This is a genomic window from Rhodococcus sp. 05-340-2 (genome assembly GCF_002258915.1).
In the GTDB taxonomy this organism is placed as follows: domain Bacteria; phylum Actinomycetota; class Actinomycetes; order Mycobacteriales; family Mycobacteriaceae; genus Rhodococcoides.
Genome location: NZ_NOYU01000042.1, coordinates 391264 through 409673, shown reverse-complemented (window position 1 = coordinate 409673; position 18410 = coordinate 391264). Strand labels below are relative to the sequence as shown.

Below are 18410 nucleotides of genomic sequence, written 5' to 3'. Positions count from 1 at the left end.
TCAGCCGATTCGCTCGAACACTGCAGCAAGTCCCTGGCCGCCGCCGATGCACATCGTCTCGAGTCCGTAGCGGACCTCTCGTCGGTCCATTTCGCGCAGCAGCGTTGCCAGGATGCGGGCACCGGTGGCACCGACGGGATGGCCGAGCGAGATGCCGGAACCGTGTGGGTTCAGCCTCGGATCGTCGGACTCGATGCCCCACGACCGGGTGACGGCGAGAGCCTGAGCGGCGAACGCTTCGTTGAGTTCGATGACGCCCATGTCGTCGAGACTCAGTCCGAGCCGCCCGAGCGCCTTCTCGCTCGCCGGGACCGGTCCGATGCCCATCGTCCGTGGGGCAACGCCGGCCACGCCCCAGCCGGCCAATCGCGCCAGCGGCCGAAGGCCGAGCGCGGCAGCTCTTTCCGGGGTGGCGACGATCGCGATCGCGGCGCCGTCGTTCTGTCCGCTGGCGTTGCCTGCGGTGACGGTGGACTCCGGGTCCACCGACGCGCGGATCGCCTTCAGCTTCGCCAGTGACTCCACGGTGGTGTCTGCCCGTGGATGCTCGTCGGTGGTGACGAGCATCGGATCCGATTTGCGTTGGGGGACCGACACTCCCACGATCTCCTCCGCGAACACACCGCTGTTCTGTGCGGCCACTGCACGTCGGTGGGACTGGACTGCGAGTGCGTCTTGATCGGCGCGGCTGATGGAAAATTCCGCGCGCAGGTTCTCTGCGGTCTCGATCATGCCACCGGGTACCGGAAAGTTCTTGCCGCCCGCGGTCACTCGCGCTCGGGCGAGTCGGTCGGACAGGGCCACCGCCTCGGCCTTGACGCCCCACCGCATGCCGGTGGCGTAGAACTCGGTCTGACTCATACTCTCGACACCGCCGGCCAGAACCAGATCGTTGCCCCCGGATTGCACCTGCATGCACGCCTGCAGTACCGCTTGCAGCCCGGAGCCGCAGCGGCGGTCGACCTGCATCCCGGGGACGTCGATACCCAGATCGGCATCGAGTGCGGCGATGCGTCCGATCGCCGGTGCATCACCGTTGGGGGACGCCTGACCCAGGATGACGTCGTCGATGTCGGCACCGGAGATGCCTGTTCGGGCAACGAGCTCGGAGATGACCGTACTGGCCAGGGCCTGGGCGGAGATGTCTCGGAACTGACCGCCGAAGCGGCCGACCGGTGTTCGAAGGGGTTCGCAGATCACGGCGTCAGGCATGGGTGTTTCCTCGCTTGTCGTTGGGACCGGTGCTCACCCGGAGCAGGTCGATTTCGATCGCGCGGGTGGCGTCGAGCAGAGCCGGGAGTAGTTCGGTGCGGACTGCATCGGCGGAATGACGCGCAGCTTGAGTCGAGACGTTCGCTGCGGCGACAACCACGCCGTTGTTGTCGTGGATGGGTGCGGCGATCGACCGCAGTCCTTCTTCGAGTTCCTGATCCACCAGACAGAAGCCCTCGCTCCGCACTCGTGCGAGTTCGCGTCCGAGCGCATCGGCGGTGGTGATCGTCTTGCCGGTGAGAGGTGTCAAGCGCACCCGATCGAGGTAGGCCGCGAGTTCCTCGGCAGGCAGTCCGGCCAGCAGCACACGACCCATCGATGTCGCGAACGCGGGGAACCGGGTGCCGATGTTGATGCCGACGGTCATGATGCGGCTGACCGGAACACGGGCGACGTACACCACGTCGTCGCCGTCGAGAATCGAGACCGAGGACGACTCGCGAACCCGTTCGGCGAGAGCCTCGAGGTGTGGCCCCGAGACTTCCGGGAGCGACAGGCTGGACAGATAGCTGTAGCCGAGCTCGAGCACTCGTGGGGTGAGCCAGAACATCGAGCCGTCGGTACGGACGTAGCCGAGTTCGACGAGTGTGAGCAGGAAACGCCGGGCCGTGGCCCGGGTGAGGTCGGTTGCTCGGGCGACATCGGAGAGAGTTCGGCGCGGATGCTCGGCGTCGAAGGCTCGGATCACCGCAAGACCACGACCGAGCGACTGGACGTAGTCCGAGGACGGCGGCGGCGATTCCGCGGAGTTCACGAGGTACCCGGTTCGGTCTCGGCCGAGGTCTCGGCGATGGCCGCGTTCGCGAGACCGAATGCGCTGTTGCTGTTCGGAACTCCCGCGTACACCGCGGTGTGCAGGAACACCTCCGCGAGGGTGTCCGGCGCGGTGCCTGCTCGTAGGGCCGCCCGGATGTGCATGTCGAGTTCGTGTTGATTGCCCACGGCCGTCAGGATGGCCAGGGTCAGCAGTCTGCGGGTGTGGTGATCGAGTCCCGGGCGATTCCAGATGTCACCCCATGCGGTGCGGGTGATGAAATCCTGGAACGGTGCGGTGAAATCGGTTCGTGCGGCGATGCTGCGGTCGACGTGCGCATCGCCGAGGATGCTGCGCCGCACCGCCATTCCGGCATCGTGGGCCGCTGCGCGTCCGACGGCATACGCATCCGATCCGATGTGTGCGGCAACGGCCGCGGTGACCGGTCCGGCTTGTTCGACGTTGGCCAGATGCGCGGCCGGGTCGAGTACCCGGAACGTCGATCCGGCGACGCCGTCGGCGATGATCTTCAGGTCCGCGGGGGTGGTCGAGGGATCCTGCAGTCCCGCGATCACCAGGGTCGGAGCGGTGATTCGGCTCAGATCCGAACGAGAATCCCAGTCCGACAACGCCTCACAACATGCTGCGTAGCCCTCGTCCGAGGTATCGACGATCATTCGGCGATGCCGGTCGACGAGATCGGTGTCGCGATCGGCCAGTTCGGGGGTGAACCAGCGCGCGAGTACGGCGTCGGCCACCGACGCCGTTCCCGCCGCTCGGACAGCGGCGGCTCGTTCGAGCCATTGTGCCGGCTCGCCGAACTTCGCCGAGGTGCACAGCAATGTCAGTGTCCGCACTCGCTCCGGGCGATGGATGGCGATCCACTGCGAGACCGCGCCGCCGAGGGACAGTCCGACGATGTGCACACGGGCCAGATCGAGTGAATCCAGCAGTGCCACAACGTCTTCGGCGAGTTCGCTCACCGAATAGGGGCCGGGTGGGACCGGAGACCGTCCGTGCCCGCGAAGGTCGACGGAGAGAACGTGAACGGAGGCGGAGAGCGTTCCGATCTGTGGGTTCCACATCGATCGATCCGAGCCGAGCGATCCGATCAGCACGACGGTCTCCGCGTCGGGGCCGGGCCCCTCGGTGCGTTCGTGTGCAAGTGCGACGGTCATCGTGAATCCTTCGATTCTGTGGTGTGTTCGGTGTCGAGGGCATGCTCCGCGAGGATCGCGTCGACCAGTTCGGGTGCGTGGCCGAGATACGCGGCCGGGTCGAGTAGTTCGCGCACCGTCGACGGTGGAAGAAATGCCGTGATGGCAGGGTCGCTGTCCAGAGGGGCTCCCACCGCGCATCGCGCGGTGACTATGTCCCGGGCCTGCTCGGTGTGCGTTGCCAATGCCGCGGTGACACGTTCGGCGAGCAGAGCGCCGCCCGTTGCGTCCAGATTTCGGGCCATCTCTTCGGGATGTACGTGTAACCCGCTCAGGCTCTGCGAGAGTCGATGAGCGGCACCACCGGTGAGGCGCAGCAGATCGGTGATGGTCTCCCATTCGGCATGCCACGCTCCCGCGGCGCGCTGGTGTTCGTGGTCCATGTTCGACAGCACCGTCGCCACCGCACCCGGGACCCGCCGGGCCGCGGCGCGAGCCGTGACGGCGGCAACCGGATTGCGCTTGTGCGGCATCGCCGACGATCCACCCGGCGCGTCCTCCGAGACCTCGCCCAGCTCGGTGGCGGACATCGCCACGATGTCCGCGGCGATCTTGCCGATCGTTCCTGCCGCGATGCCCAAGGAGCACGCGATGTCGGCTATTGCGGTGCGGTCGGTGTGCCAGGGCGCGGTCTGTCGAGCCAAGCCCAGTTCGACGGCAAGCGCCGCGGCAATGGCCGGTCCGTGTGGATGCACGGCCGCGAGAGTGCCTGCAGCTCCGCCGTACTGGACGGTGCACGCGCGTCGAACGGCAGCAACCCTGGTCCGCGCACGGCACAGCCCCGAGAACCAGTTCGCAGCCACCAGGCCGAAGGTGGTGGGCAATGCCTGCTGGCCGAGAGTGCGGGCCGCCATCGGGGTGGTCCGGTGGGCCAGGGCGAGACCTCGCGCAGCGGCACTCGCAGCGTCGAGCGAGGCCTCGATGACACCGAGTGCATCGCGGCAGACGAGCATCAGTGCGGTGTCCATGACGTCCTGGCTGGTGGCCCCCGGATGTACTGCGGTGGCAGGAACCCCGGCCTCGGCCACCTCGTTCCGAAGGATCTTCACCAGCGGGATCACCGGATTGCCCCCGGCCGCCGCATCCACTCCGAGCCTCGCGATGTCCAGTTGCGCCCCGAGTTCGGCCGCAGCAGTGGTGATGACCTCGGCGTGACCGGCGTCGACGAGACCGACCGAGACTGCGGACCGGGAGAGCGCCGCCTCGACGGCGAACATCGCTGTCACCCAGGCCCGGTCGCCCACGAACGGCGCAACCTCGTCGCTACCGAACGTCGGATCGAACAGTGCCCCTCGTTCGGATTCCATCGTCCCCTTTCGCCAATCGTGTGTCACAGCGCGAAGAACGGAGTCTCGTCGCCGTCCGGATCGGTGTTCTGCAGCACGATGTCGAGGTGATATCCGCCGTGCACCGATGCTGCGACGAGTCTGGCACGCTTGTGCTCCGGCATGGCGGACAACACCGGATCGACCGCATTGGCCTCGGTTTCGTCGGGAAAATACACTCGTGTCACGGCTCGATCCAGCATTCCACGGGCAAAGACTGCGACGTCGATGTGCGGCGCTTCGACGGCACCGTTCTCGGCGGGCAGCGGCCCCGGCTTGATCGTCGTGATCGCCATCGTTCCGGTCTCGTCGGCGAACGCTCGCCCGAAGCCGCGAAAGCCTGCGGTGCGCGACGGCACTGCGCCGCGCGGATCATCGGGGTGATCGAACCGGCCGTCGCCGTCGGCCTGCCAGGTCTCGATCATGGCGTCGGACATGGGGTTTCGGGCTCCGTCGACCACGGTGAACGACACGGTGATCTCGCCGTCGGTGCCCTGCGGGACCACGCTCTCACCGTCGGGCCACAGCAATCCGATGTGAACGTACGGGCCCACTGTCTGGGACGGGGTCTGGCCGAACGGTGCGGTACCGAAGTCGGCACCTGCGTTCACCGGGTAGCGCGGGGCGAACTCGGGATCAGTCATCGTGGTCGTCCTCCTCGAAGGGGGTTGCGTTTCGGCCGCGCAGCACGATGTCGAATCGGAATCCGAGGGCCCAGTTTTCCTGTGTCGCTTCGTAATCGAACGTGCTGATCATTCGAGCACGCGAGTCCTCGGGCACGGCGTTGAAGATCGGATCCTGGAAGAACATGGGGTCGTCCGGGAAGTACATCTGAGTCACCAGTCGTTGGGTGAACGCCTGGCCGAACAAGGAGAAGTGAATGTGGGCGGGCCGCCACGCGTTGTGGTGGTTGCCCCAGGGGTACGCGCCCGGCTTGATCGTGGTGAATCGATACCTGCCCGCGGCATCGGTGAGTACACGACCGTTGCCGTTGAAGTGCGGATCGAGCGGTGCAGGCCACCGGTCACCGGCGTGCCGGTATCGGCCGCCTGCATTGGCCTGCCATACCTCGACGAGAGTGTTCGGAATCGCCTTGCCGTCGCTGTCGAGCACGCGGCCGTGCACGATGATCCGCTGCCCCTGTGCCTCACCGTTGTTCGCCAGGGTGAGGTCGGAGTCGGCGGCGGTGACGCGTCCCTCGCCCAGCACCGGTCCGGTGATCTCGGTGAGTCGCTGGGGGAGCAGGGTCAGCGGCTGAGCGGGATGCCGAAGGGCGGTGGTCCGATACTCGGGGAAGTCGAGCGGGGCATGGACCCCCGATTGATCCCGATACTCGGGCGGGAGATGAAGCATCGAAGGTTCCTCACGATTGTGGTGATCTACGCAACAGCCAGAATAGCGAGATGTTCGCATTGTGGCAACCTGTTCATATTCCGCACAATATGCGGTAACGTGCGTCTCATGTTGGACAAAGTCGTGGCCAGCGCCACCGAAGCCGTAGCGGACATTCCCGACGGATCGTCGATTGCCGTCGGCGGATTCGGATTGGTCGGAGTGCCGGAGATCCTCATCGACGCCGTACTCGCCCAGGGCGCGACCGATCTGGAAACCATCAGCAACAACTGTGGAACGGATGGATTCGGCTTGGGAGTGCTGTTGGCACACCACCGCATTCGCCGGACCATCAGTTCGTACGTCGGCTCGAACAAGGAGTTCGCGCGGCAGTATCTCTCCGGCGAACTCGAAGTCGAATTGACCCCGCAGGGCACCCTCTCCGAACGACTGCGAGCAGGCGGTGCCGGCATACCGGCGTTCTTCACGCCCGCAGGGGTCGGAACTCAGGTCGCAGACGGCGGATTGCCGCTGCGGTACGACGGCAGCGGCGGGATCGCACTGGCCAGTCCGCCCAAGGAAACCCGTGAATTCGACGGTGTCACCTACGTGATGGAACGCGGAATCGTCGCCGACTACGCGCTCGTGCACGCCTGGAAGGGCGACCGCCACGGCAACCTGGTGTTCCACGCCAGTGCCCGAAACTTCAATCCGCCTGCCGCCGCGTCGGGGCGCATCACCGTCGCGCAGGTCGAGCATCTCGTCGAGCCGGGCGAGATCGGACCCGACGAGGTGCACACCCCGGGTATTCACGTGCAGCGGGTGGTCCATGTCGGACCGGTCGAGGTCGGCATCGAGCAGAGGACGGTACGAGCATGAGCGAGAAGATGACCCGCGAACAGATGGCGGCTCGGGTGGCGCAGGAACTCAGCGACGGTCAGTACGTCAATCTCGGCATCGGCATGCCGACTCTCGTACCCAACTACATCCCCACCGACGTCTCGGTGATCCTGCATTCGGAGAACGGAGTGCTCGGCGTCGGACCGTATCCCACCGAGGACGAACTCGACGCCGAGATCATCAACGCGGGCAAGGAGACCATCACGGTCCTTCCCGGTGCGTCCTACTTCGATTCCGCACAGTCGTTCGGAATGATCCGTGGCGGTCAGGTCGACGTCGCGGTACTGGGGGCGATGCAGGTCAGCGCCACCGGTGATCTGGCGAACTGGATGATCCCCGGGCACATGGTCAAGGGGATGGGTGGCGCGATGGATCTGGTGCACGGAGCGCGACGCGTCATCGTGATGATGGAGCACGTCTCTCGCAAGGGTGAGCCGAAGATCGTCGAGCGCTGCACCCTGCCGCTCACCGGGAAGGGCTGCGTGCACAGGATCATTTCCGACATGGCCGTTCTCGACGTCACCGCGAACGGGCTGCGTCTCGTCGAGACCGCGCCCGGTGTGTCCGTGGACGAGGTCAGGAACGCGACCGCTGCCGAACTACTGGTCGACGCTGCCCTCTGAGACGAGAACGCGGTCGGCGTGTGAGTAGATGTTCATCGACCGACCGCGGAGGAAGCCGACGACCGTCAGGCCGGATTCGGTCGCGAGGTCGACCGCGAGCGAGGACGGGGCCGAGACCGCCGCGAGAATCGGTATTCCGGACATCACCGCCTTCTGAGCCAATTCGAACGAGGCGCGGCCGCTGACCATCAGCACCGTGCCCTGCAGCGGAATCCGATCGTTGGTCACCGCCCAGCCGACGACCTTGTCGACGGCGTTGTGGCGTCCGACATCCTCACGCAGAACAAGCATCTCGCCGTCTGCGGTGAACAGGGCTGCGGCATGCAGACCGCCGGTGGTGTCGAAGACCTTCTGCGCAGCGCGCAGCGTGTCGGGTAGCCCGGACAGAGTTGCCGACGTCACGACGACGGAATCGGCCACGGGGGAGTGTTGGGTGCGCAAACGAATTGCGTCCAACGACCCCTTGCCGCACACCCCGCACGAGGACGTCGTGTAGAAGTTCCGTTCGACGCCGGTCTCCGGCGGAGCGACTCCCTCGGCCAGGGTGACATCGAGGACGTTGTAGGTGTTCGCGCCCTCGTCGTCGACTCCGTCGCAGTAACGAGCCGCTGCGATGTCGGCTCCCGAGGCGATCACACCTTCGGTCAGCAGGAAGCCGTGAACGAGCTCGACGTCGTGTCCGGGAGTGCGCATGGTGACGGCCAGCGCTGCGCCGTTCACCCGCAACTCGAGCGGCTCCTCCACCACGAGGGTGTCGGGGCGTTCGACGCGGTGCTCACCTCGGAGTCGGACGACGGGCCTGCGGGTGGTGATGCGGCCCATCAGTATCGGCTCGATTCGCGGTGACTTCGGTGACTCATTCTTCGATTGTGGACCCCGGCGTTCTCGGGCCGTCGACTCGGTGGGCCATTGCGCTCACCAACGAGACCATGCGGGGGTGATCGACGAGATCGTCGACGAGCACTCGCTTGCCTTTCGCGTCGGCCAACGGGATCTTCCAGTTCTCGTACTGGGTTTCGTCGGTACCGGGCTGGTTCTGAATGCGGTGTTCTCCGACAGCGTCGACGAGAGCGACACCGATCAGCAGGGATGGACTGCGCTGGACGAGGCGATGCAGAGCTTCCACCGTGTCGTGGTTGTCGGCGTCGGCGCCGAGCAATCCGCGCTCGCGCGCCATGTCGAGAACTGCCTCACGTTTGCGCGCTTCGACCTCCTTCTCGGAATCGATATCGCGCTCGAGCAGGCCGAGACGTGATCGCAGGTCGATGTGTTCGCCGTCGAGATAACCGGCCGTGGGCGGCAGATCGTGCGTGGTCACCGACGTCAGACACAGAGTGCGGTAGTTCTCCGGCGGGATCGGCCCCGATTCGTCGGCCTCGAACCACAGGATCGAGGTGCCGAAGATGCCGCGTTCGGTGAGGTACTCCTGCACCATCGGCTCGAAGACACCGAGGTCCTCACCGACCACCACTGCGCCTGCGCGCTCGGCCTCCAGGGCCAGGATGCCGATCAGAGCCTCGTGGTCGTACTCGACATACGTTCCGCCGCCGGCATTCTCGGCCTCCTGTGGAATCCACCACAGGCGGAACAGGCCCAGGATGTGGTCGACGCGGATGCCGCCGGCATGACGAAGGATGGTGCGCAGCATGTCGCGGTAGGGGACGTACGCGAGTTCGCGGAGCCGGTCCGGATCCCACGGGGGTTGGTTCCAATTCTGGCCCTGCTGGTTGAAGTTGTCCGGCGGCGCGCCCACCGTGACTCCCGACGCCAACACGTCACCCAGAGCCCAGGCATCGGCTCCACCGCGCGCAACGCCCACGGCGAGGTCGTGCATGATGCCGATGTCCATCCCCGCATCGAGTGCCGAGCGTTGCGCGGCTGCCAACTGCTCGTCGCAGATCCACTGCAGCCACATGTGGAAGTCGATGCGCTCGGCGAGCTTGGTGCGCTGCTCGAGCACGAAGTCGGTCCGCGGGTGTGCTGCCTTGTCGGTCCAGGCCGAATTCTCGGGTCCGAACTTCTCCGCCAGGGCGCTCCACACCGCAAAATCGCGCAGTCCGGAACCCTCGCGTTCGACGAACGCGCGGAATGCGGATTCGCGCGCCGGGCTCCGTTCCACCTTGTGAACACGTTCCAGGGCACGCAGTTTCGCCGTGAAGGTCGAGTCTCTGTTCAGCTTTCCGGTTCGCTTGTTGGCCTTGTCGAACCGCTTCGCCGCTTTCTGGACCTTGCCGAACTGTTCCGGTGACAGCAGCGCGGTTTCACGAATGTTCTCCACTCGGATGTAGAGCGAGTTGAAGAACCGGCGGGTGGTCGGCAGATAGGGCGACGCCTCGACCGGTGTGGTGGGTCGGTCGGCGTGCAGCGGATTGACGAGGAGGTAGTCGAACCCGTGCTCGCGGCCGGCGATGTCGGCCATGTCCTCGAGATCGCCGAGATCGCCGATTCCCCACGATCGTCTCGACCTCACCGAGTACAACTGGGTGAGCAAACCCGTCCGCTGCCGGTCTGCCAGTTCTGCATTGGGGGACAACGACTTCGGAGTGACCACCACGACCGCGTCCGATGTTCGGACCGTGTTGTCCTCGCTGATGGTCGTCGCGGTCAGGCTGTGCCAACCGAGCGGTGCATTACCCGGAACGACGAACGTGGCGCGACCCATGAGGCGGCCGTCGACCTCCCGGGGATCGACCCAGACGTCGGCCTGGGCCACCTCGATGGTCTCACCCTCCTCGGAGACCATCGAGACCTCGACCGGATTGCCGTGTGGCACATGCACCCACACCACGGCATCGGTGCCCTGCGTGGCCACCACCACAGGCGGAAGCAAGCGCCGCCACGGCGCGTTCTCGATGTCGGCAAGAGCGCGGTCGACGTCCTCGGTGGATTCGGTTGCGTAGCCGCGTGCGGCGAGCACCTGACGCAGGGTGTCGTCGCTCACTTCGTGTTCGGTGTCGTCCCAGCCTCGGTACGAGGTCGATGTGCCGAGGCGTCGGGCGAGAGAGCGAAGTGCCTGCGAGTAGTCCACATCGATGATCGTGCCAGTTCGCTGCGCCCGCGTCATGCCGGCCGGGACGTTGTTCACCTGCCATCGGTGCGAATCGAACGATCGGCGGGCCCGGTAGCTCGACTGCCAGGATTGAAACGCCGTGCGCTGGGTAGTCTGACTCGGCGAACGGTAAGAACACTGCTCGGCGACGATGGGAAGTGCGGATGGCTGGGGTCAGCAAGATCGAAGAACTGGAGCGAGGTTCCGGTGCACCGGTCGAGCTGAGGGTGCGTGCCGAGGCCGACCAACTTCCGGTGGTTCGCGCGGTCGCCGAGACTCTCGCAGTGCTCAGCGACTTCACGCTCGACGACATCGCCGATGTGAAGCTGGTCGTGGACGAGGTGTGTTCGCAGCTGATCAAGGGCTCGGTCACCGATGCGGAGCTCTCCTGCACGTTCGCTGTGAGCGACTCCGGAATCCGGATCGTCGTCACATCCACGTTGACACCCACGTCCGTGCCCAAGAAGGACAGCTTCGGCTGGCACGTGTTGCAGACGTTGACCGACACCATCGAACTGCGCGCCGACGACGCGGTCGAGGGCCAGGCGGGTCGCGCGGTCGCGATCGACGTGGTCAAGCGGAGGAGCAAGGTCTAGTGCCTGTGCCGCACGAACGAAGCACACGGCGAGAGTCCGACGATTACAGCGACGTTGTCGCACTGATCCAGCAGATGCAGGCGCTCGACGAGAACTCTCCGCAGCGCCGAGTACTGCGCGATCGCATCATCACGCGCTGCCTCCCTCTCGCAGAACACATCGCGCGCCGCTTCGGCGGTCGCGGCGAGGCACACGAGGATCTCCTGCAGGTCTCACGTCTCGGTCTGGTGAACGCAGTCGACCGGTTCGACATCGAACGTGGATCGGATTTCGTGTCGTTCGCCGTACCCACGATCATGGGCGAGGCTCGCCGCTACTTCCGCGACGCCGGATGGTCGGTCCGGGTGCCGCGGCGCATGAAGGAACTGAACTCGATGATCTCCCAGGCGGTGGGGTCGTTGTCGCAGAAGCTCGGTCGAGCTCCGACCGCCAGCGAGATCGCCGCCGAACTCGGGATCGACGTCAAGGAAGCCTCGCAGGCATTGCTCGCGCGCAGCGCGTACCAGACCGTCTCGGTCGACTCGGTGGTCAGCGAGGATCGGTTGCCGCTGATGGACACCCTCGGTGCCGACGATCCCGAACTCGAGAAGATGGAGAGCTACCTCGCGGTGCGCCCCGCACTCGAGAAGCTGCCCGAGCGAGAGCGTCGAATCGTCGTCCTCAGATTCTTCGGGTCGATGACCCAGACGCAGATTGCCGAGAAGGTGGGGATTTCGCAGATGCACGTCTCGCGAATTCTGGCTCGCACCCTCGCTCAGTTGCGTGAGGACCTCGGCGAGGACTGAGGGCAGGAGTGGAGCCTGCGGAACGACTCGATCGGTCGACCGGAAAAGCTAGGCTCGCGGGATGAGCATGTACGACGACGTCGACGAGTACATCGGAGCCCGTCGAGTCACGGGCCTGGCGGCATCGCACGATTTCTCGCGGGCGGTGATCGCGATTGCTGCACTGGACGATTCGCGGACCGAGTACCGAACGTCGTTGTGGGAGATCGATGTCGACGGTGGTTCGCCTGCCCGACGCCTCACCCACGGCGAGTGGGGTGAGAGCGCTCCGGTGTTCACCTCGGCGGGCGATCTGTTGTTCTCGCGCCGGTCCAGCAAGGACGATCCGGCCCGGCTGTGGATTCTGCCTGCGTCGGGCGGCGAGGCGCGAGTGCTCGAGACTCGGTCGGCCGGTCTGAGCGAGGTCCGAACCGCCCGTTCCGGACTCGGGCTCGTCGGGTTCTCGCCGGTGTTCGGATCGTCGAGCACCGATGAGGACGACGACGCCCTGCGCACCGAGCGCAAGGCGAACAAGGTGGATGCAATTCTGCACACCGGGGTTCCGGTGCGTTTCTGGGATCACGACCTGGGCCCGGCGACCCCACACTTGTTCTCGGGATCGGCGGACGGTTCCACCGGACTGCGCGATCTCACCCCCGGTGCGGCCGGGGCACTCCACGAAGCGGCATTCGATGTCGTTGCCGACGGTTCTTTCGTCGTGTCCACCTGGGCCGTCCCCGGCGCTCTGGCGACCGTGCGGACCGTGCTGGTGCGCATCGACACCGCGACGGGGGAGCGCACCACGATCGTCGACGACGTCGATGCCGACCTGGGCGCGCCTGCGATCTCGCCCGACGGCGCGTCCGTGGTGTTCGTGCGTGAATCGCTCTCCACTCCCGAGGACGCGCCGCGAATGACGCTGCAGCGCTACGATTTCGAGTCTTCGTCGGTCGTCGACGTCGCGCCCGGCTGGGATCGGTGGCCGATCGACCCGGTGTGGCTGCCGGACGGGTCGGGGGTACTGGTCACCGCGGACGACGACGGCCGGTCCCCGATATTCGTCGTCCGTGACGGCGCGGAGCCGCGTCGGCTGACGAACACCGACGATGCGTACACCCACGTTCACGTGTCCCCGGACGGAACCAGGGTGCTGGCACTCGCCGCGTCCTATCTGGCCGCTCCGCATCCGGTCTCGATCGACCTGTCCGACGGCACCGTCGTCGACCTCGACACCTCCATCGACCGCTGTCCGTTGCCGGGAACTCTCACCGAGATCGACACCGTCGTCGACGACGGTGCCCGGGTGCGCGGCTGGCTGGCACTGCCCGAGGGTGCCTCGGACGCGGCGCCCGCACCACTGCTGCTGTGGGTGCACGGTGGTCCGCTCGGTTCGTGGAACACCTGGTCGTGGCGGTGGAATCCGTGGCTGATGGTGGCCCGCGGATACGCCGTGCTGCTGCCGGATCCGGCCCTGTCCACCGGGTACGGCCAGGAGTTCGTGCAGCGCGGCTGGGGAGCGTGGGGCAAGGCCCCGTTCACCGATCTGATGGCGTTGACCGATGTCGCGGCCGGGCTACCCGAGATCGACGACACCCGCACCGCGGCGATGGGCGGATCCTTCGGCGGCTACATGGCCAACTGGATCGCTGGACACACCGACCGGTTCGACGCCATCGTCACCCATGCGAGCCTGTGGGCGCTCGATCAATTCGGGCCGACCACCGATGCGCCGTACTACTGGGCCCGCGAGATGTCTCCGGAGATGGCGGTGGAGAACTCCCCGCACCTGTTCGTCGCGGACATCGCGACGCCGATGCTGGTCATCCACGGCGACAAGGACTATCGCGTGCCTATCGGCGAGGGCCTGCGGCTGTGGTACGAACTGCTCAGCGAATCCGGTCTGCCCGCCGACGACGAGGGCAACACCGAGCATCGTTTCCTCTATTTCCCGGCCGAGAACCACTGGATTCTGAGTCCCCAGCACGCCAAGGTCTGGTACGAGGTGGTGCTGGCATTCCTGGCGGAGCACGTGCTGGGCGAGAGGGTGTCGATGCCCCGAATCCTCGGCCACTAGAATCGACCGGTGACCAGTTCAGCGCCAGAGCACTCAGAGAACCCCGCCGATTCGATCGACCTGCCCAAGAGCTGGGATCCCAGTGCGGTCGAGGCGGAGCTGTACCGGTCCTGGGTCGACGCCGGGTACTTCGAAGCCGACGCCACCAGCGGCAAGCCGCCCTACTCCATAGTGCTGCCCCCGCCCAACGTCACGGGCAGCCTGCACATGGGTCACGCTCTCGACCACACGTTGATGGACGCGCTGAGTCGTCGCAAGCGGATGCTCGGGTACGAGGTGCTGTGGCTGCCGGGTATGGACCACGCGGGAATCGCCACGCAGACCTTGGTGGAGAAGCAGCTCGCCGCCGACGGAAAGACCAAGGAAGAGTTCGGCCGCGAGCTGTTCATCGACAAGGTCTGGGACTGGAAGCGTGAATCGGGCGGAACCATCGGTGGGCAGATGCGGCGCATCGGCGACGGTGTCGACTGGAGCCGAGAGCGTTTCACCATGGACGACGGCCTGTCCGAGGCCGTGCAGACCATGTTCAAGCGGATGTTCGACGACGGTTTGATCTACCGCGCCGAGCGACTGGTCAACTGGTCGCCGGTGCTGCAGACCGCCATCTCCGACATCGAGGTCAAGTTCGAGGACGTCGAGGGCGAACTCGTGTCGCTGCGATACGGCTCGCTCGACGACTCCGAACCACATGTCATCGTCGCGACAACCCGCGTCGAAACGATGCTCGGCGACACTGCAGTTGCGGTCCACCCCGACGACGAGCGGTACAAGGCTCTCGTCGGCACCACCCTCGAGCACCCGTTCACCGGACGCCGGATCCCGATCATCGCCGACGACTACGTCGACCCCGAATTCGGCACCGGCGCAGTGAAGATCACCCCGGCTCACGACCCCAACGACTTCGAGATGGGCGTGCGGCACTCGTTGCCGATGCCCTCGATCATGGACAAGGCAGGCCGGATCGCCGAGACCGGAACGCAATTCGACGGTATGGACCGCTTCGAGGCGCGTGTGAAGGTTCGTGAGGCACTGGCCGAGCAGGGCCGCGTCGTCGCCGAGAAGCGCCCCTACCTGCACAGCGTCGGCCACTCCGAGCGCAGCGGTGAGCCGATCGAGCCGCGCCTGTCGCTGCAGTGGTGGGTCAAGGTCGACACCCTGGCGAAGGCGGCCGGTGACGCAGTCCGGAACGGCGACACCGTCATTCATCCCAAGAGTCAGGAACCGCGCTGGTTCGCCTGGGTCGACAACATGCACGACTGGTGCATCTCGCGTCAGCTGTGGTGGGGTCATCGGATTCCGATCTGGTACGGACCCGACGGCGAGACCGTCTGCCTCGGACCGGGGGAGAGCGCACCGGAGGGCTGGGAGCAGGATCCCGACGTTCTCGACACCTGGTTCTCGTCCGGGCTGTGGCCCTTCTCGACGATGGGGTGGCCCGACGCCACGGCCGATCTCGAGAAGTTCTATCCCACCGGCGTTCTCGTCACCGGATACGACATCCTGTTCTTCTGGGTCGCCCGCATGATGATGTTCGGCACCTACGTCGGAGCGGACGACGCGATCACCGCAGGTAAGCAGGGGCCGCAGGTTCCGTTCCGAGATGTGTTTCTGCACGGCCTGATTCGTGACCAGTTCGGCAAGAAGATGTCGAAGTCGCGCGGCAACGGAATCGATCCTCTGGACTGGGTCGATCGTTTCGGTGCCGACGCGTTGCGCTTCACGCTCGCTCGCGGTGCGAACCCGGGTGCCGACATGTCCGTCGGCGAAGATCATGCGCAGTCGTCGCGCAACTTCGCCAACAAGTTGTTCAACGCCACCAAGTTCGCCCTGATGAACGGCGCGGCACCGGCAGATCTGCCTGCCCGTGCCGAGCTGACCGACGCCGACCGATGGATCCTCGATCGACTCGAAGAGGTTCGGGCAGAGGTGGATTCGGCGTTCGATCGCTACGAGTTCAGTAAGGCCTGCGAGGCGCTGTATCACTTCGCCTGGGACGAGGTCTGCGACTGGTACCTCGAGATCGCCAAGGTGCAATTCGCCGACGAGACCATCGCCGCCACCACGCGCGGGGTTCTCGGTAACGTCCTCGACGCTCTGCTTCGGCTGCTGCATCCGGTGATCCCGTTCGTCACCGAGACGCTGTGGAAGGTGCTCACCGGCGGCGAGTCGCTGGTGATCGCGGCGTGGCCGAGTCCGGCCGTCGAGTCTCTCGATCCCGTTGCGGCACAACGCATCGAGGATATGCAGCGACTCATCACCGAGATTCGCCGATTCCGCAGCGATCAAGGACTCAAGCCGTCCCAGAAGGTGGCGGCCCGCATCGTCGGAGTGTCCGAATCCGATCTGGACGGGCAGATTTCGGCAGTCACCGCACTGGCTCGACTGACCGAGCCCGCCGAGGACTTCGCCGCGACGGCGTCGGTCGAGGTGCGCCTGAGCAAGGCCACCGTGGTCGTCGAACTCGACACCTCGGGCACCGTCGACCTCGTCGCCGAGCGGGCCCGGCTGGTCAAGGATCTCGCCGCTGCGGAGAAGGAACTCGCGCAGACCACCGGCAAGCTCGGCAACGAAGCGTTTCTCGCGAAGGCACCGGATGCGGTGGTGGACAAGATCAGAACACGCCAGACGATCGCGGGCGAAGAGATCGCACGCATCTCGGCGCGGCTCGAATCGATGGGAAGCTAAGTGACCGAACCCGACGCCGCCCTGCCCCTACCTCCGCCGAGTCCGGTCGATCTGGCCGAGCTCGCTCTCGTGGAGGCCGAGCTCGACAAGCGTTGGCCCGAAACGAAGATCGAACCGTCGACTGCTCGAATCTCGGCGCTGATGGATCTGCTCGGCTCCCCGCAGAAGGCGTACCCGTCGATTCACGTCGCCGGCACGAACGGCAAGACCTCGGTGACCCGCATGATCGATGCGCTCCTCACCGCATTCCATCGGCGTACGGGCCGCACCACCAGTCCGCACCTGCAGATGGCGACCGAGCGGATCAGCATCGACGGGCGGCCCATCTCGCCCCGGCTCTACGTCGACACCTACAACGAGATCGCACCGTTCGTGGACATGATCGACGCGCAGTCCGAGGCTGCGGGTGGACCTCGCATGAGCAAGTTCGAGGTGGTCACGGCCATGGCGTTCGCGGCGTTCGCCGAGGCCCCGGTCGAGGTAGCCGTCATCGAGGTCGGACTCGGTGGGCGTTGGGACGCCACCAACGTCGTCGACGGTGAGGTTGCCGTCATCACCCCGATCGGCCTCGATCACGTCGAGTTCCTCGGCGACGATCTCGCGGGGATCGCGGGGGAGAAGGCTGGGATCATCAAGAAGGCACCGGAATCGCTCGTGCCGCGTGACACGGTCGCGATTCTGGCGAAGCAGCAACCCGAGGTCTCCGAGGTCCTGCTGCGGGCAGCAGTGCAGGCGGACGCCGCGGTGGCGCGGGCCGGATCGGAATTCACCGTGCTCGGCAGGCAGATCGCCGTGGGTGGCCAGCAACTGGAACTGCAGGGGCTCGGCGGGGTGTACACCGACGTCTTCCTTCCGTTGCACGGCGAGCATCAGGCGCACAACGCGTCCCTTGCACTCGCTGCGGTCGAAGCGTTCTTCGGTGCCGGGCCGGATCGCCAGCTCGATCAGGACACCGTGCGCGCTGCGTTCGCCACGATCGTCAACCCCGGTCGACTCGAGCGGGTACGCAACGCCCCGACAGTGTTCCTCGATGCCGCGCACAACCCGCACGGGGCAGCAGCGCTCGCAGCCGCCCTCACCGACGAATTCGACTTCCGCAAACTCGTCGGCGTCGTCAGCGTCATGGCGGACAAGGATGTCGGAGCGATTCTCGAGGCACTGGAACCGGTGTTCGACGACATCGTCGTCACCCACAACGGGTCGGCGCGGGCGATGGACGTGGACGCGTTGGCCGACATCGCAGTGGCCAAGTTCGGCGACGAACGGGTCGTGGTTGCGTCGACCTTGCCCGATGCCCTGGAGACTGCCATCGGCTTGGCCGAGGAAGTCGCCGAGCCGGGCGAGGCCGTGTCCGGTGCCGGAGTCGTGGTGACCGGATCCGTGGTGACCGTCGGTGCAGCTCGCACTCTGTTCGGAAAGGACCCCGCGTGAGCGAGACAGAGTTCAGACCACCCACGAACGATCCGTGGAAGGGCTTCCGCGGTGTCGCGGCGGGCACTCTCGTGCTCGAAGCCATCGTGACGCTGCTCGCGCTGCCGGTGGTGGCCACCCTCGGTGGCGGTGCGACCTGGTTCTCGACGACGTACATCGTGGCGTTGGCCGTCGTGATGATCCTGGCTGCAGGAAAGCAGGGGGAGCCATGGGCGATGAAGCTCAACCTCGTTCTCCAGGTGTTCGTTCTGGCCGGGGCCGTGTTCCACCTTTCCATCGGAGCCGTCGGCCTGATCTTCATCGCGGTCTGGCTGTATCTGCTGTACCTGCGCCGTGACATCACCGAGCGCATCCGACGAGGAATGCTGCCGGGGCAGCGCGACTGACA

At 65.9% G+C, this 18410-nt stretch carries 16 protein-coding genes; 8 read left to right on the top strand and 8 right to left on the bottom strand.

Translation table 11 applies throughout. From position 1 onward, the window contains the following. Genes CH271_RS27080 through pcaH form a run of 6 tightly spaced genes read right to left on the bottom strand, consistent with a single transcriptional unit; the run spans position 1 to position 5921 of the window. Positions 1 to 1212: an acetyl-CoA C-acetyltransferase gene (locus tag CH271_RS27080; protein ID WP_094635569.1), complete on the bottom strand. Its 1212-nt coding sequence runs from the start codon at positions 1210 to 1212 to the stop codon at positions 1 to 3. Next, entirely contained in the window at positions 1205 to 2026 is an 822-nt protein-coding gene (locus CH271_RS27075; RefSeq protein WP_094635568.1) for an IclR family transcriptional regulator, read from the bottom strand. Before CH271_RS27075 ends, CH271_RS27080 begins: the two co-directional genes overlap by 8 nt. Then, on the bottom strand, positions 2023 to 3204 hold the full coding sequence (pcaDC, locus tag CH271_RS27070) for a bifunctional 3-oxoadipate enol-lactonase/4-carboxymuconolactone decarboxylase PcaDC (RefSeq protein WP_094635567.1): 1182 nt from the start codon (positions 3202 to 3204) through the stop codon (positions 2023 to 2025). Before pcaDC ends, CH271_RS27075 begins: the two co-directional genes overlap by 4 nt. Next, entirely contained in the window at positions 3201 to 4550 is a 1350-nt protein-coding gene (gene pcaB, locus CH271_RS27065; protein ID WP_094635566.1) for a 3-carboxy-cis,cis-muconate cycloisomerase, read from the bottom strand. Before pcaB ends, pcaDC begins: the two co-directional genes overlap by 4 nt. Before the next feature lie 23 nt (positions 4551 to 4573). Further along, entirely contained in the window at positions 4574 to 5212 is a 639-nt protein-coding gene (gene pcaG, locus CH271_RS27060) for a protocatechuate 3,4-dioxygenase subunit alpha (RefSeq protein ID WP_094635565.1), read from the bottom strand. After that, positions 5205 to 5921 carry a protocatechuate 3,4-dioxygenase subunit beta gene (gene pcaH, locus CH271_RS27055; RefSeq protein WP_094635564.1) on the bottom strand — a complete coding sequence of 239 codons (717 nt, stop codon included), beginning with the start codon at positions 5919 to 5921 and terminating at the stop codon, positions 5205 to 5207. The genes pcaG and pcaH overlap by 8 nt, the downstream gene beginning before the upstream one ends. A gap of 108 nt (positions 5922 to 6029) precedes the next feature. On the opposite strand from pcaH, the gene CH271_RS27050 reads away from it, so the two are divergent. Then, on the top strand, positions 6030 to 6779 hold the full coding sequence (locus tag CH271_RS27050; RefSeq protein ID WP_179274629.1) for a CoA transferase subunit A: 750 nt from the start codon (positions 6030 to 6032) through the stop codon (positions 6777 to 6779). Then, complete coding sequence (locus tag CH271_RS27045; RefSeq protein WP_037193144.1) at positions 6776 to 7423, top strand: CoA transferase subunit B; 648 nt, start codon at positions 6776 to 6778, stop codon at positions 7421 to 7423. Before CH271_RS27050 ends, CH271_RS27045 begins: the two co-directional genes overlap by 4 nt. Here the strand turns inward: CH271_RS27045 and fdhD are convergent. After that, positions 7400 to 8245, bottom strand: a complete 846-nt coding sequence (fdhD, locus tag CH271_RS27040) for a formate dehydrogenase accessory sulfurtransferase FdhD (protein ID WP_094635563.1) — start codon at positions 8243 to 8245, stop codon at positions 7400 to 7402. The genes CH271_RS27045 and fdhD overlap by 24 nt on opposite strands. A 34-nt stretch (positions 8246 to 8279) precedes the next feature. After that, positions 8280 to 10487, bottom strand: coding sequence for a 4-alpha-glucanotransferase (gene malQ, locus CH271_RS27035; RefSeq protein ID WP_179274642.1), 2208 nt, complete (start codon positions 10485 to 10487; stop codon positions 8280 to 8282). Positions 10488 to 10636: 149 nt separating this feature from the next. Here malQ and CH271_RS27030 point away from each other — a divergent pair, with 149 nt between their 5' ends. The 6 genes from CH271_RS27030 to CH271_RS27005 all read left to right on the top strand — a co-directional run bounded on the left by CH271_RS27030 (position 10637) and on the right by CH271_RS27005 (position 18408). After that, positions 10637 to 11068, top strand: coding sequence for an ATP-binding protein (locus CH271_RS27030; protein ID WP_037193139.1), 432 nt, complete (start codon positions 10637 to 10639; stop codon positions 11066 to 11068). Continuing rightward, positions 11068 to 11853 carry a SigB/SigF/SigG family RNA polymerase sigma factor gene (locus CH271_RS27025; protein WP_037193137.1) on the top strand — a complete coding sequence of 262 codons (786 nt, stop codon included), beginning with the start codon at positions 11068 to 11070 and terminating at the stop codon, positions 11851 to 11853. Before CH271_RS27030 ends, CH271_RS27025 begins: the two co-directional genes overlap by 1 nt. A 61-nt stretch (positions 11854 to 11914) precedes the next feature. Next, positions 11915 to 13906 carry a prolyl oligopeptidase family serine peptidase gene (locus tag CH271_RS27020; protein ID WP_094635562.1) on the top strand — a complete coding sequence of 664 codons (1992 nt, stop codon included), beginning with the start codon at positions 11915 to 11917 and terminating at the stop codon, positions 13904 to 13906. Between the two features lie 9 nt (positions 13907 to 13915). After that, the gene (locus tag CH271_RS27015; protein WP_094635561.1) at positions 13916 to 16591 is read left to right on the top strand and encodes a valine--tRNA ligase; all 2676 of its coding nucleotides are present in this window, start codon (positions 13916 to 13918) and stop codon (positions 16589 to 16591) included. Next, positions 16592 to 18022, top strand: coding sequence for a bifunctional tetrahydrofolate synthase/dihydrofolate synthase (folC, locus tag CH271_RS27010; protein WP_094635560.1), 1431 nt, complete (start codon positions 16592 to 16594; stop codon positions 18020 to 18022). It abuts the gene before it with no gap. Continuing rightward, positions 18019 to 18408, top strand: a complete 390-nt coding sequence (locus tag CH271_RS27005; protein ID WP_037193130.1) for a DUF4233 domain-containing protein — start codon at positions 18019 to 18021, stop codon at positions 18406 to 18408. Before folC ends, CH271_RS27005 begins: the two co-directional genes overlap by 4 nt. The last annotated feature ends 2 nt before the right edge of the window (positions 18409 to 18410 follow it).

Excerpts from the sequence above, each read along its gene's own strand:
- CH271_RS27080 (WP_094635569.1), bottom strand. The coding sequence starts at position 1,212 with ATGCCTGACGCCGTGATCTGCGAACCCCTTCGAACACCGGTCGGCCGC.
- pcaDC (WP_094635567.1), bottom strand. The coding sequence starts at position 3,204 with ATGACCGTCGCACTTGCACACGAACGCACCGAGGGGCCCGGCCCCGAC.
- pcaB (WP_094635566.1), bottom strand. The coding sequence starts at position 4,550 with ATGGAATCCGAACGAGGGGCACTGTTCGATCCGACGTTCGGTAGCGAC.
- pcaG (WP_094635565.1), bottom strand. The coding sequence starts at position 5,212 with ATGACTGATCCCGAGTTCGCCCCGCGCTACCCGGTGAACGCAGGTGCC.
- pcaH (WP_094635564.1), bottom strand. The coding sequence starts at position 5,921 with ATGCTTCATCTCCCGCCCGAGTATCGGGATCAATCGGGGGTCCATGCC.
- CH271_RS27050 (WP_179274629.1), top strand. The coding sequence starts at position 6,030 with ATGTTGGACAAAGTCGTGGCCAGCGCCACCGAAGCCGTAGCGGACATT.
- CH271_RS27045 (WP_037193144.1), top strand. The coding sequence starts at position 6,776 with ATGAGCGAGAAGATGACCCGCGAACAGATGGCGGCTCGGGTGGCGCAG.
- fdhD (WP_094635563.1), bottom strand. The coding sequence starts at position 8,245 with ATGGGCCGCATCACCACCCGCAGGCCCGTCGTCCGACTCCGAGGTGAG.
- malQ (WP_179274642.1), bottom strand. The coding sequence starts at position 10,487 with ATGACGCGGGCGCAGCGAACTGGCACGATCATCGATGTGGACTACTCG.
- CH271_RS27030 (WP_037193139.1), top strand. The coding sequence starts at position 10,637 with ATGGCTGGGGTCAGCAAGATCGAAGAACTGGAGCGAGGTTCCGGTGCA.
- CH271_RS27020 (WP_094635562.1), top strand. The coding sequence starts at position 11,915 with ATGAGCATGTACGACGACGTCGACGAGTACATCGGAGCCCGTCGAGTC.